Raw genomic sequence first — 14,513 nt, 5'->3', positions numbered from 1 at the left:
GCAGATTAGCTGATTTAATTTTATCTGCAAGATCTGCTAAATCTGCGGGAGACATAATTCAATCTTTGTAGAGCTACTTGCGGAGATTTCTCCTTACGTCGAAATGACAAACTAGGTGGAAACTCATAACTCATAACTCATAACTTATAACTCATAACTACCACTCGTCTGTCCTAAAAGAAGAAACCGGCAAACCTCCTGCGCTAAATAATTCCGCTTTAGCGAAATCTTTCCATAAATAACGTACTGCAACTGGTTTAGCCACTTTATCAGAAGTTAAAACCACTGATTTTCGTCTTACAACCGTTTTTGCAGGATAAAAAACTTTATCTTCTCCTGCTATTTCAAAACCTGTCACTTCTTTATCGTAAGACGTAATTCCGTTAGCGACATCATCAAAAGAAACGGTTACAGCACCGTCTTTAATTTCCATGCTCTTGTATTTCGGACTTTCGAATTCGAAACCTTCAATTCCGTAGGTTCTTGCTAAAGCCTGAAAAGCTAAACGGTTTCCTCCTTTTTCCTTGTCCATTGGATGAATGTTGTTTTCTTCTCCAACATCCATTAAAACTGCCATTGCCGAATTCGGAATTTCTTTTGAAGCCTTAAACTGTGCCTCTCTCAAATAAGCCGAATTGTATTTCTCCAAATAATCTTTCGGGTGAAATGAAGCGTAATTAAACGGTGCAATCTGAGCGAAATAAAAAGGAAAATCTCCTTGATTCCACATTGTTCTCCAACTGCTTACCATCTTTTTCATTAAAGCTGTATATTCATTTGCTCTTTCGTAATTCGATTCTCCCTGATACCAAATGCAACCTTTTATTCCATAACCAATAACAGGCGAAAGCATTCCATTAAATAAAGTTGTCGGAACACGATTCGGATCTTTAGCCAATTCTTCTTTTGTAGTCGGAATTTTAGCGCTTGCAAAATCTTTCAGCATTTCCGCATTCATCCACGCTTCCATGCTTGAACCTCCGTAAGAAACATGAATCAATCCCACTGGGACATTTAAAACTTCCTGTAAAAGCGAACCAAAATACCAAGCCGTCGCACTAAAATTGGAAGTTGATTTTGGAGAAGCTTCTTCCCATTTTTCTTCGAAATCGTCTTTTGGTTCTAAAACCGTCGCACGCGGAATCGTAATTAAACGAATGTTTTTGTTAGTTGATCTTACAATGATTTCGTTTCCGTTTTTTACTGGTTGTCCTTGAAAACCTTTTAATGGCATTTCCATATTCGATTGTCCCGAACAAAGCCAGACTTCACCAATTAAAATGTTTTTGATGGTTACTTTTTCCGTTCCTTCTGTTACTTCAATTGTAAATGGTCCGCCTGCTGTTGGCGTTTGCAATGCTGTTTTCCATTTGCCCGAAGCATCGGCTTTTGTTTTGTAAATTTTAGAATTCCATGATGTTTTGATCATGACATTTGCATTCTTTTCTGCCCAGCCCCAAATTGGCGCGTTTGATTTTTGTTGCAACATCATATTGTCTGTAAACAATGCTGGCATTTTGATTTTTGCATTGATTTGAAGGCTTGCTAAAGCAACCACAAATGCTATAATTGAGTTTCTCATTTTCGTTGTGTTTTATTAGCCACGAATTCACGAATTAATCTCAAATCTGATTATAAAAAATTCGTGAATTCCTTCGTCCGTTCGCTATCGCTCGGTCGTGGCGAAAAAAAATTATTTTTCTTTTAAAATTACAATCGGTCCTAATAATCCTGCTTTTAGCAATGGATTTCCTTCCAATCTAAATGGTGCTGTTGTCCAGGTTAATCTTTCTTCTTTTGGCAGTTTTTGATCGCCTATTAAACGATTTGCCCATGTATTGGTCACTTTTATTACGATTGTATTTTTCCCTTTTTGTAAGGCATTCGAAATATCTGTTTTGAATGGAAAAGTCCAAAGTGTTCCGCAATCTTTACCATTAATTGAAACTTCAGCAATATTGGCGATTTCGCCTAAATCCAGCCATATTTTGTTGGTGTCTTTTCCTTTCCAAACAAACTCTTTTTTGTAAACCACAGTTCCTGCATGATACTTAATCTGATCATTTTCAGAAGTACTCCAATCAAAAAGTTTATTTGTTTTTATGACTTCTTTCGGGCCTTTAAATTCAGGATCAAACTGAAGTTCCCAATTTTCATCTAAAACCTGAACTTTTTCAAATTCAGTTGGTTTTCCTTGAGCTAAAACTTCTTTGGTTTCTTCCTTAAAAATCACAAAACCAGATTCATTAGCTTCTAAAGTCAAAGAAACAATCGTTCTTCCGTTTTCTATTTTACAATTGGCTAAAGCCGATGTTTTATCCGTAACGGGATTGTACCATTGAGGCACTTTTCCATTTATTCTAAAGGAAGCATCAAATGTTCTTTTTTGCTCTTTTTGATTCGAAAGAAAATAGACTTCTTCGTTATCTGCTTTTCTGTGCGCCCAAGCAATTGTTTCAGCATCTGCTCTGTTTAAGTTTGGAAAATAAACATCTTGCGTGATTCCGATGGAAGCAAAATCATTTCCTAAATAGGGTAATTTGACAACGGTTCCTTTTCCAATTTTCCATGAAGTGGAATTAGAATTATTCCAAATCTCATCAATCACATGCTGCCATTTCTTTTTATCGGCTTCTGATTGAATTCCCGGTTGAATAGTTGGTTTTTCGTCCACAAAAATCGTTGCTCCATCTTTTAGCAATTGCAGGATTTTTTCGGCGGAAGCCAAAGACAACATTTTATTCGGCGCCATTTTATGACTTCCGGGAAACAGTAAAGCTCCATATTCAATTCCGCCTTCAAAAGTTACTTTTCCTTTTACGACTTTTGCTCTGTTGATTAAAACATCAGCGTTAAAGGAATCGTATTGATAACCATTCAGCGGATTAATCCATTGCGACAAATCGGTGATGTTTTTAGAATAGGTCACTTCTTTCGGCATTTTTGCAGTCGGCTGATCTTCATTCTCTAAACGGATTTTCTCGTTTTCCAATCTTTCCTTTCCAAAAACATTCGGAATAAACGGCACCAAACGATCTGGAACGAAAGAACGCGAAGGAAAATCTTCACCAATGAAAACCGCCAAATCAATTACAGGTTTTCCTTTCTGCAATTGAAACTGCACTCTTTGACAATAATCAAACCACGCTTTTCCGGGTTTCCACCACGTTTGATCTCTTTGGAAAAAAGTTCCGATATCGTCTAAAGTCATTCCCGGTTTTCTATCCGTCCACGGATTATGTACAAAAACATGATAGAATAAACGGTTAATTCCTAAAGCATAATTGCGATCTGCAGTTGTTTTTAGATTTCCTGGATGCTCGTCCCAATCCATTCGCAAAGCCGTAAAAGATTCAGCCTGAATAATGTCTTTCCCATAAATATGTCCGCCCGAAATGGCATCGACCATATCGAAAGGTTTGTCGTGTGTTGGGCTTTTCAGCCAAAATTCACCGCCCGGATAATCTACATATTTATAATGCAACAAAGCATCGCTCATCATGGTTGGAGCGACATTTTCAGAACTTAATTTGACTTTATATTCTTTGGCAATCTGAGCGACAGTTCCGTAGAAATTATCTGCCACTAAATCGGCAATTGTTTTTCTAATATCGTATAAAACTTTCTCTGAGAAATCGGCACTTTCTACTGGAATCCCTGCCATTACAGGAAGATATTCAACAATATCGTAACCGCGTCTCTTTTTAAATTCGGCTTGAAAAACTGAAGACCAGTTTTGGCTTCCGCATTCCCAGCTGTCAAAATGAAGAATTGCCAAAACTCTTGAAGCCAATTCAGGACCAGCAGAACGAACCGCTTCCCCAAACCAATGATCTAGTTGAAAACGAATTAATTCTGGATTAAATTTATCTACTTCTAAACCTTTTCCTGCTCCACCTGTTGCATTTTCGTGTCCTGTAGAAGTATGCCCCATTCGGATAATTTTCCATTTCCCTTTTGGCGCTTTCCAATTTAGATTTCCTTCAGCATCCACAAAACTCGAAATATTAACGATTTCTGATTTTTTAAATGCATCTGAATTCGGAATTTCTTTCTCCGTTGTTTCTGGAGTCAAACGCCAGATTGATCCTGATTTACCTTCGTAATTATTGATTAAGGACTGATTTGAAAGCGTAATTTTACTCACTTTCAGATTTTGTTTCCATTTCGCAAAATCCAAATCTTCTGCACCTGGTTCTGTTCCAATTGGATCATAAACAAATCTGAAATATTTTGCTGTAACTGGCGTAATCGTATGCGTATTTGGAAAATCCATATCCTGCCAGCCGTGACGCGGTGCAATCAATCTTTCATGAAATTTGAAATGAACTCCGTCATTGCTAACTTCCACAATCAGACGTTGCGCCTGATAATCTCTTCCTTTGGTTTCAATTACAATCGATTTGCAGGTAAAAGGCTGGGCAAATTCGTATTGAATCCAACCTGCATCTGCCAATTTGAAGTTTTCGTCTTTCTTCGGATCAGCCAAAAACGAAGCATCAGAATTGTTTGATGTCGTTACTTTAGGTAATTGAATTTGAGACGTAGTTTGATATTCTTTTATCGGAATTGCAAAAACTGCAATGTCTTTATAATAATCTTTGTAATGCTCTGGAACAAGAAGTTTTGAAGCGACTTTTTTCCCTCCTAAAACTTCTGTCGTTGACCAAACTACTTTTTGCATCGCCATTTCAGGTGTAATCCACGGACCGCCTGCAACGGCAAATCCGTCGGCTCCATGAAAAGCGAGTTTTAAACCTAAACGATCTGCCTCTTTAAGAGCCCAGTTAATCATATCCCAAAATTCAGGAGTCAACTGTAAAACCGGCGGATCGATCAATGGCGGATTTGCTGGACCTTTAATGGTCATTAAATAAGCGCCTGCAATTCCGTTTTGTTTCATGGCTTCTAAATCGGCCGTGATTCCAACTTTAGAATACGCCGATTTCATCCAATACCAATACACCCAAGTTTTGGAGGATTCTAGTGTTGGCTCAAAAGATTCTTTTTTATGGACTTCCTGCCCAGAGACGAAGCTTGCGAGAAGAAGGATAAAAAAGAGGTGTTTTTTTTGAAACATTTTGTCATTGTTTTGTCATTGCGAGGAACGAAGCAATCACGCTTAGTTGCTTATGTCTTGAGATTGCTTCGTTCCTCACAATGACTTCATTAATACTTAAACTTCTTCAAACTATTTTCTAACTGATTCTTCGAACCGCTGAAAGGCGTTAAATAAAAACTATATTGATAATTTCCAGATTTGATCTGATATTGTTCAATTGGTTGAGCTACAATTGTCCAGCTGTCATTTCCTCCCACTCCCATCTGAATTAAATCGATGTTTACAGTCAAAAATCCTGGATCTTTTAAATCATAAGTATGAACTGCTCCACTCAAGTTTTCCTGTGTGTAAGGCCAAGCGCTCATACTTAAAACTTTGTCATCATTAACTACCATAAAACCTTGATTTTTCTGCGGAGTTGTCAATGCCATCCATCTTACATCGCATCGGTTTCCGTTTTCTTGCGGTTTTGGATAATGTTCGATAAAGTCATTAATTGGAAGCGAATATTTCCCAACAAACGAGCCAAAACTTCTGTCGCTGTAATTCTCCAATTCTCCTTTTCCGTACCACGAAATCTGATCGAATTTTCTTTGAACTCCCATCTGCATTCCGATTTTTGGAAGGTTTGGCAGTTTGTCTGAAGCTTTCAAACTGTAATCTACTTTTATCACTCCGTCTGGGCTGATGTTGTATACTACGTTTACGCTTGCGCTGTCTTTTATAATTTCGTAATCGCTTATCACTTTAATTTCAGAAGCCGATTTATCGATTTTCACATTAACCAATTTTGGTTTCGCTTTGTACCATTGCTTCAACAGCTTTTGCGATTTCCATCCACGTTTGTCGTTGTCTGTAAGCGGTCTTACAAAATTAGGCAGCAACGGCGCAAAAACCTGTTCTTCTCCGTTGAAAACATACGAGCTCAAAGCTCCGTTTGTTTTTCCAATCGTAATATCAAAAGTTTTTCCTTTGATCTTAAATTCTGAATCCGATTCAGAAACATTTAAAACTTCTTTTTTAGCATTCAAAACTAAAGCTTCTTTCTTTTTCAACTGAAATTGATCTTCAGCAACCACATATCCTTTTGAAGCCCAAAGTTCATCTGCTGAAAGCTGAAATTCAATATTCAAAAGATATTCGGCATCATTTTTCATCTTTGGAAGATATGAGCTTACATCTATTGTTGTCGATTGCCCTGCTTTTACTTTTAAAGGTTTTAAAATCTGAGTTTTGATTACATTTCCGTTTTCCAATACTTTCAAAACAGGAATATATCCTTCTAAAGATTTAACCGCCTGACGATTTTTAATTTCTAATTGATTTCCGTTTAAAGTTGAAATCGCTGGCTGATAGACCCATTTATTTTCAAAAATTGAGCCTTTTGGTTTTCCGTTAGAATCTACAATTCCTTTTGTATTGAAATTTCCGTCATGGTATTTTTCTCCAAAATCTCCTCCGTGAGCAAAATAATTCTGACCTGATCTCGAATCAAATTTCACTAAACCTTGATCTTTAAATTCCCAGATACAACCTCCAATAACTCTTGGAAGCGAACGAAATTCATCCCATAATTCTTTTAAATTTCCAACCGAATTCCCCATGGCATGAGAATATTCAACGAAAATAATCGGACGCGTATCTTTCTTTTGATCTACTAAAAATTTCGGTGTGAAAACGCCTGGATAAAAACGGCTTACCATATCGACATATGAATCATCTTGTGGATTTTCGAATCGATAGGCGTGATCGATTGTTTTTGGATATCTTGGATCAAGCGGATCGATATAACCTTCTAATTTTGCATTTCCTTGCGCTGGCTCATAATGCACGGGACGCGTAATATCGAAATCGTGAACCCAACCCGACATTGCTGCGTGATTTGGTCCTTTTCCACCTTCGTTACCCAAACTCCACATTACAACCGATGGATGGTTTTTATCACGCTCTACCATTCTAATCATACGCTCCATATAAGCATTTGTCCACTGCGGATCGTTACTTAATTTACCGCCAATTCCGTGCGTTTCTTGATTGGCTTCGTCCATCACCATGATTCCGTATTGATCGCATAATTCGTAAAAATAAGGATCGTTTGGATAATGGCTTGTACGTATAAAATTGAAATTGAACTTTTTAATCGTCGTAATATCTTGTTTGATATCTTCTCTTGTAACGGCTTTTCCTCTTGTTGGATGATGATCGTGACGGTTTACGCCATAGACATACGTTTCTTTTCCGTTGATGAGCATTTTTCCGTTTTCTTTCGAGAATTCAATAGAACGGAAACCGACTTTACAGCTTTTCGCTTCTGTAACATTTCCGTTTTTGTCTTTTATCGAAATTACCATTGTGTATAAATTCGGCTCTTCTGAACTCCATTTTTTTGGATTTTTAATGTTTTCTTGAAAGAATCCAAAGCGAACATTGTCCAAACGAGGATAACTTTCGTTGATTAAATCAATTACAGGTCTTTGAAGCGGTTCTTTGAATATTGCCGTATTATTGGCATCGTACAACTGAACATTCATCGTATAATCTTTGATTTTTTCTCCTGTCAAATTTTCTACTTTTGGTCTTAATTTGAAAATCGCGTCTTTGTATTCTTTGTCCAGTTTCGTTTGAACAAAGAAATCCTGAATACGTAATTTTGGTTCGGCCATAATGAAAACTTCACGCTGGATGCCGCTCATACGCCAGTGATCCTGATCTTCTAAATAAGAACCATCTGTCCAACGAATTACGCGAACTGAAACTACATTTTCTCCCGCTTTTAAATAAGGTGTAATATCAAATTCTGATGGCAGAGAACTGTCTTCTCCGTATCCTAAAAATTCTCCGTTTAACCACACTTCAAAACCTGAACTTACAGCACCGAAATGTAACGTAACCGTCATATCTTTCCAGTTTTCAGGAACGGTGAAACTTCTTTGGTAAGAACCAACTCCATTATAATCTTTAGGAATATAAGGCGGATTTATAGGTCTAAACGGATAAACGGCACTTTTATAAATCGGATTATCATAACCTTTCATTTCCCAGTTGGATGGCACTTCGATTTTATCCCAGCCTGAAACAGTGTTTTTATAGAAATCTTTTGAGGCTTCTTTTAAGTTTACTGCATATTTAAAATCCCAATCGCCATTCAGCATTTGGATTCTACTTTTGGTTCTGTCGCCTTTTAATGCGTCTTCAACACTTGTGTAAGAATAAGCAGTCGCTCTAGACGGCTGTCTGTTGATATTTGTTATCGTTGGATCTTCCCAAGGTGCAAATTCGTATTTCTTATGAAGTTCTGGAACTCCTGCAGGTTCTCCCGTTACGGATTGTGCTTGGGTTGTGAAAATTGTGAGAAGTAAAATGTGAAATGTGAATACTGATTTTGGTATCGAAAATCGAAACCTTGAAAAGTGATTATTTTGAACTGACTTGGACATTCTTTTATATTTTTTACTCGCTTTTTTATCATTTCGACAAAGGAGAAATCTCCGCGAGGAGCTCTACAAAGATTGACTCGCATTATGGAGTTACTTGTGAAGATTTCTCCTTCGTCGAAATGACAAACTGGGTGTTTTATTTCGTGATTATTAAACCTGACAGGTTTTTAAAACCTGTCAGGTTTAAAACGTACTATATCTTAATTCTTTGTACTTTGTACTTTGTACTTTGTACTTTGTATTTAATTCTTCTTTTTCTTCTCCGGCGGAGCCACAAAACTCAATTTGCTTTTTCCTAAATCTTTAGAAGTAGCTATTGCGATTCCTCTTTGTTCTGCTTTGTTCACTGCACAATAGAAATGATATACTACTCCATCATGTTTTACCACAAAAGATTTATGGGCAAACAAATCATCGTAGGGTTCAGACGACTTGATTAAATCGTCTCCTTTCCAGTCGGTCCAGTTTACTAAATCATTGGAAACGGCAAAACGGTTAAATGCACCTTGATTCCAACCTGTCCAGAAAGCTCCAAAATAGAACATTACCCAAGTATCGTTAATACGTTGAATATAAGCATCTCCCGAAATTCCCTTATGATGATTGATTAGCGGTTTATTGCCATAACGCTCCCAGTGTTTCATGTCGTTTGATACCGCCATAGCAATACGTTCTGCGCCTTTAGCAGGATTTATGCTGTCACCACGGGCATTATAATACATGATAAAATTGTGTCCAGTTACTTTATCTTTATCACGAATTACACTGTTTTTATACATTGTGCTATTATCCCACCACTTAGCATCTTTATCTTTTGGTGTTAAAACCGGATTTTCTAATCTTTGAAATTCGTGTGATTTTGTCGGAGCTTCTTTCGTATATGCCATTCCGATTGACAAAACGCCTGCTTCGTAACCTTTGCTGTCTCCTCCGAAATAGCTCATCCAATATTTGTCATCGTATTTTTCCCATTCGTAGCTTCCGCCCCAAGTCATATCTTGCAGCGAAATATATCCAGCTTTTTGATTGACGTCCCAGTGTTTTTCATTTTCTGAGAACGACATTACTTTTCCTAAATATTTCCAGTCTAGCAAATTATCACTTTCTGCTAACCAAGTTTCATATCCTCTTCCGTCATAAATTAAATACGTCATGTACCATTTGCCATCTTTTCTAAAAACACTTGGACAATCCATTTTATAAGAGTTGTCTGTTGGCACCATCACCAAACCGTATTTGTAAGGCGTTTTTACTTCTTCGTAAATTTCCTGCATGACGCTGTCGGTGATTTCTCTTTTTTTGTATTTGGTTGCACAACTGCTTATAAAAAGCGCTGAAACAGCAATAAGGAGATATTTAATTTTCATTTTTTGGTTATGTTTTGTTTGCTTTTGCCACGAAGGCACTAAGACTCAAAGTTTTTTATTTTTGTTTCACGCAGATTTAAAAGGATTTATGCCGATTTAATTAGATTTTTTTTTTAAATAATCTGTGTTTATCTGCTTCAATCTCCTAAAATCTGCGTGAAATTATTTTTATTTTCTCTCGCAGATTTTGCAGATTTAGCTGATCTTTTATCTTCTTAATACAAAAAAAATCTTGCATCTTGCTTCTTTCCTCTACCCCCGTCTTACTTCTTCAATTCTTTTAACTTCGATTCCATCACGTCTTTATTCAATTTTACTTTTACCATTCCTGTTGGATGAAATCTTCTTTTCAAATCGATTGCATTATAAACTATCGTGTAAACATCGTTTCCTTCTGGGATTAGGCAAAGCGGAGTTCTCATAATATCCCACCATTTTTCTACTTTGGTTTCGATTGGCAAATAATGCGCTTCCGCCCAATTAACTCCGTCTGCTGATAACGAATACGCAATCATATTTGGTAAATGATGTCCCCAGCCGTCTGGACCTCCGTCGAAAATTGCGATGTACAAACCGTTTGGTAATTGACTTACAATTGGATTTTCAACAAAAAGCGGGTGCATAGTTTTAATGGGTTCCAAACCTTTGTTCATTCTCAACCAAGGACCTTCTAAACTTTTGGATTCGGCTAAAGCCACAAACCAGCCTTTTCCTGATTTCTTCGGATAATCTGCCCAAGAATTAAACGGATATGCACCACTGTAAAATCCGAAATACTTGTCGCCTACTTGGTATGGGAAAAAAGAAGCCACACCTTGACGACCTTCCCAAGGCTGAGAATCTAACCCTGGTTCCATAATGATTCCCATATCTTTATACGGACCGCCGATTCCCTCGATTCCCTCTACCGTCGATTCACAACGCCAAATTCTTCCAAATGAGTGATTTGGTTCTATCTCTTTATTAACAGTATACGCCAAATAGTAACCGTACCATTTGTTTGCTTTTTCATTAAAAACAGGCATATACGACCAAATCGCAGCGCGACGATCGTTCATTGGGTTGTCGTCTTCAGTTACAGCGTAAGTTCCGCTTGCTTGATAAATCGTAGACTCTCTTTTCCAATGGATTGCATCTTTACTTGTCCAATGTCCGATTTTGGTTTTTACACGATCATAATAATAATCAACGCCTTTTTCTCCTGCTCTTTCTGTTGGAAACATATGATAGGTATCACCCACTTTTACTACACGTCCACCTTCAAAACCTCCTTGGATTCCTTCTGTACCAGTCATTCCTTCGTCGATAACGGGTTTGTTTTCTCCACCAATAATTTCGAAAAGCGGTTTTTCATCTGAAAATCCTTCTACGATAAATGTTGGATTCCAAAGTTTTCCGTCTGGTAATTTTGCATCTCTTGATTTTAGACTTTCGGAAGCTTTTACAACTCCCAAAATAGCAAATAATCCTTTCCCGTTTGGATTTATAATTTGAATTCCTTTTGAAAAAGAGAGTGCATAAACATTTACTGGAGGCAATCCCGTAATTGTAACTCCATTTTCTAAAACCAATTTGGCATCTTTAAAATTTTCAGATTGAAGATATTCAGTGCTCTTATCTTGAAAAACACCAACCAAAACCGTTACAGGTTCTTTAAATTTTAATTGTAATGGAGTATTAGTTCCGTTTTTATATTTATCTAAAGGAAGTTCAATTCCTGTCACCCCTTGCAATTCTGGTGCTAAACGAACAATATTGTGTTTGCTTCCTGAAAAAACGTGAGCGTATTGAGTCGTTTTGAAAGTCTTGTAATTTGATTTTATGATTTCGAATGAAGCTGGTTTCCATGCGGTATTTTGGGCTGTGACTTGAACGCAAAATGTCAGCACAAAGAAAATGGTTGTGTTTAATTTGAAATTGTATTTGGTACTTATTGAAAACATTGGTTTTTATTTTTTTTTTAGTTTTTGCGTCATTGCGAGAACGAAGCAATCCCATTTGCTATATAAAACATTGCGTAATTATTAGTGAGGTTGCATCGTTCCTCGCAATGACAAACTGTGCGTTATAAACTATGCGCTAAACACTAATCACTAAGAACTTAAATCGCTTTATAACTCACTACATACTCCACATTCGCTTTTACAATCAACTGATATTTATTTTTTGCTAATTCTGTAATCGTACCAGAATTTGCTTTTGGTTTGCTTGCACTTTTGAAAATTAATTTTCCTTCTCCTTCGCCTGCTTTTACTTTAATTTCTTTAGTGCTGCAATACACCGCAACTTCTCCGTTTGGTGTTGGCACTTTTCCTTCCATCCATTTTAAACCTCCTAAATTTGGTTTGATTTCATATTCTGAATATCCTGGAGCGGTTGGTTTTACACCCAAATAATATTTTCCTAATAAATAAATCGGACTTGCTCCCCAAGCGTGGCAAAGGCTTTTTCCATAAGGGCGACCGTACATTTCTAAATGCTCTTTTCCGCTTTGTTTTGGATCGTATTTTTCCCAGAATGAAGTAGCTCCCAGATTTAGCATTCCGCCCCAATAATCGCGAATTTCATCTAAAACAAATTTTTGTTCGTCCATAGCGCACAAGGCTTCCAACTCGTAAAAACGCATGTATGGCGTTGTAATTTGAAGAACATCTTTATTCAGCAACACTTTATTTTTTACACTTTGTTTTTGTTCTTCCGTAAAATAATTGAAAAAAATACCGAACATATTGGCGTATCTGGTTACAATATTCTGCATTTTACCATCGATACGCTGGTGCTTCATTACGTTTTCTTTTTTATCCCAAAAGACATCAAATAAGCTTGTCTTTAAATCAGCTGCTAATTTTTGATATTGTTTTTGGTCTTCATTTTTACCTGCGATTTCAGCACTAACAGCCATCGCTTCTAAACTTCTCGCTAAAAGCATTTGTTCGAAACTAACCTCGCCTGTTTTTGGTAATCCGTCAGCCCAATCAATAAAAACCCAGTCGCCTTCAAGAGGTTCTAAGAATCCGTTTTTATTTCTTCTTTCTAAACAGAAATCCATAAGCGATTTCATTCTTGGATAATAGGTTTTAATGAATTTAGTATCGCCAGTATGCAAGTAGTAATCATAAACACCCACAAACCAATACAAGGAATAATCCATAATGATATTTACGTGAGCTGTTACGGGATCTTTTCCGCGAAGCGCTGACATCGTTCGTTCTACTGAAGGCGAATCAAAGAATAAATAATAATTCATTAAATAACTTTGATACGCATCGCCAGACCAAACCCAACGATCGCGTTTGATTCCGTCTATAAAAAATTCACGAGACGTTAAATGCATCGTATAAGCCGACACATCCCAAATTTTATTCAATAATTGATCTGAAGATTTGAATGCACCACGATAATCTAATGGCAGATATTCATAAAGCATCGAAATCGAATCGTATTTTACCCCTGCATCAGCTTGAACCTGAACATAGTGAAATGCTTTTGATCTATCGTGCGTATACGTTTCAGACTGTTTTCCATCAAAAAATAAATGATCTAATGTTTCGCATTTAGCAGAATCCAACGCTTCTTCACGAGATTCACCATAATAAAGTGCGATCTTGCCTTTTCCTTTTAAACCGTGAATTTTAATATATCCAAAAGTTTCTTTTCCAAAATCGACCAATTCACCACCTGCTATTTTTTCTCTTTTTTTCGCACTTAAAGGTTTTGTTGTTAGTTTGAATTCTGAAGGTTTACTTTCTGGTGAATTAAAATTCCAAGAACCAACAGTAACCCATGGCGTACCCGATTGCTGTGCTTTTCCTGCTTCGTCAATCCAAAGTTTATCTTCGTTGGTTACTTTCCAAGAAGCATCCGATTTAACATATTGACCCGAAATATAAATGGCTGGCAAGACTTCTTGATTGTAAACTTTAAAGGAAATTTTATGTTTTCCGGCAGGAACTGTAATTGATTTTGGTTGTCCGTAAATCTGAACGCCATCTAAAAGTAATTGAAAAGGTCCTTCTGAGAAGATTTTCACCACGTCTGGTTTTGGAATGTCCACTTCTGTTTGAAAAGTTACCAAAGCATAAGGACTATAATATTGCCAAAGTGGCGGAAATACTGCTTCTCGTTCTGTGCGTCTTACCTGCATTTTATTGCTTAACCAAACTTCGAAATCGCCTGGATACCAAATCCATGTCGCCTCTTTTGATTTCTCTTGCGCTGACAAAGAAACGGAAGGACAGAAAATAATAAGAACCAATAAAAGGTTAAAAATGGAAAAGCGGTTTAACATAGTAAGTTTATTTTGGGACTAAAGTTAAGTGTTCCCATCACATTTCACACCCTGTACTATCCTGCTATTTCATAAAAAACAATACTTTTTGATAATTTTTTAAGGGAAAAATTATGAGTTATCACTTTTTTAGTATTAAAATAAATGATGTTACGATTTTTTATGGGACGCTGATGAAACGGATTCGCTATCGCGAAGACGCGGATAAACGCGGATTTCTTTTTTTTGTTCACCATCAAAAGCTTTGTCAAAGTTTTAAACTTTGACAAAGCTTGCTGCGTTGATATAATTACAATCCGTGTAAATCCGCGTCTTTACGAAGTAAATCCGTTTCATCAGCGTTCAATTGCATATTTAAA

6 protein-coding genes are annotated in these 14,513 nt (G+C 36.9%); all 6 read right to left on the bottom strand.

Annotated features, from left to right (window positions below; genetic code table 11):
- Positions 1–157 precede the first annotated feature (157 nt).
- Entirely contained in the window at positions 158–1,582 is a 1,425-nt protein-coding gene (locus J7574_RS20055; protein WP_290972897.1) for a sialate O-acetylesterase, read from the bottom strand.
- A 111-nt stretch (positions 1,583–1,693) separates the two neighbouring features.
- Complete coding sequence (locus J7574_RS20050) at positions 1,694–5,080, bottom strand: glycosyl hydrolase (protein WP_290972894.1); 3,387 nt, start codon at positions 5,078–5,080, stop codon at positions 1,694–1,696.
- Between the two features lie 89 nt (positions 5,081–5,169).
- Positions 5,170–8,499 carry a glycoside hydrolase family 2 TIM barrel-domain containing protein gene (locus tag J7574_RS20045; protein ID WP_290972891.1) on the bottom strand — a complete coding sequence of 1,110 codons (3,330 nt, stop codon included), beginning with the start codon at positions 8,497–8,499 and terminating at the stop codon, positions 5,170–5,172.
- Positions 8,500–8,741: 242 nt separating this feature from the next.
- Positions 8,742–9,866 (bottom strand): glycosylase, encoded by a 1,125-nt coding sequence (locus J7574_RS20040; RefSeq protein WP_290972888.1) that lies wholly within the window; start codon positions 9,864–9,866, stop codon positions 8,742–8,744.
- A gap of 263 nt (positions 9,867–10,129) precedes the next feature.
- Positions 10,130–11,809 carry a hypothetical protein gene (locus J7574_RS20035; protein ID WP_290972886.1) on the bottom strand — a complete coding sequence of 560 codons (1,680 nt, stop codon included), beginning with the start codon at positions 11,807–11,809 and terminating at the stop codon, positions 10,130–10,132.
- 158 nt (positions 11,810–11,967) lie between these two features.
- Positions 11,968–14,154, bottom strand: a complete 2,187-nt coding sequence (locus J7574_RS20030) for an alpha-rhamnosidase (protein ID WP_290972884.1) — start codon at positions 14,152–14,154, stop codon at positions 11,968–11,970.
- Positions 14,155–14,513: the final 359 nt, after the last annotated feature.

This window comes from Flavobacterium sp. (assembly GCF_017744675.1).
Lineage (GTDB): Bacteria > Bacteroidota > Bacteroidia > Flavobacteriales > Flavobacteriaceae > Flavobacterium.
This window is presented reverse-complemented; position numbering and strand designations above follow the sequence as displayed.

What these genes read in the sequence shown, in the direction of transcription:
- J7574_RS20055 (WP_290972897.1), bottom strand. Translation starts at nt 1,582, where the DNA reads ATGAGAAACTCAATTATAGCATTTGTGGTTGCTTTAGCAAGCCTTCAA.
- J7574_RS20050 (WP_290972894.1), bottom strand. Translation starts at nt 5,080, where the DNA reads ATGTTTCAAAAAAAACACCTCTTTTTTATCCTTCTTCTCGCAAGCTTC.
- J7574_RS20045 (WP_290972891.1), bottom strand. Translation starts at nt 8,499, where the DNA reads ATGTCCAAGTCAGTTCAAAATAATCACTTTTCAAGGTTTCGATTTTCG.
- J7574_RS20040 (WP_290972888.1), bottom strand. Translation starts at nt 9,866, where the DNA reads ATGAAAATTAAATATCTCCTTATTGCTGTTTCAGCGCTTTTTATAAGC.
- J7574_RS20035 (WP_290972886.1), bottom strand. Translation starts at nt 11,809, where the DNA reads ATGTTTTCAATAAGTACCAAATACAATTTCAAATTAAACACAACCATT.
- J7574_RS20030 (WP_290972884.1), bottom strand. Translation starts at nt 14,154, where the DNA reads ATGTTAAACCGCTTTTCCATTTTTAACCTTTTATTGGTTCTTATTATT.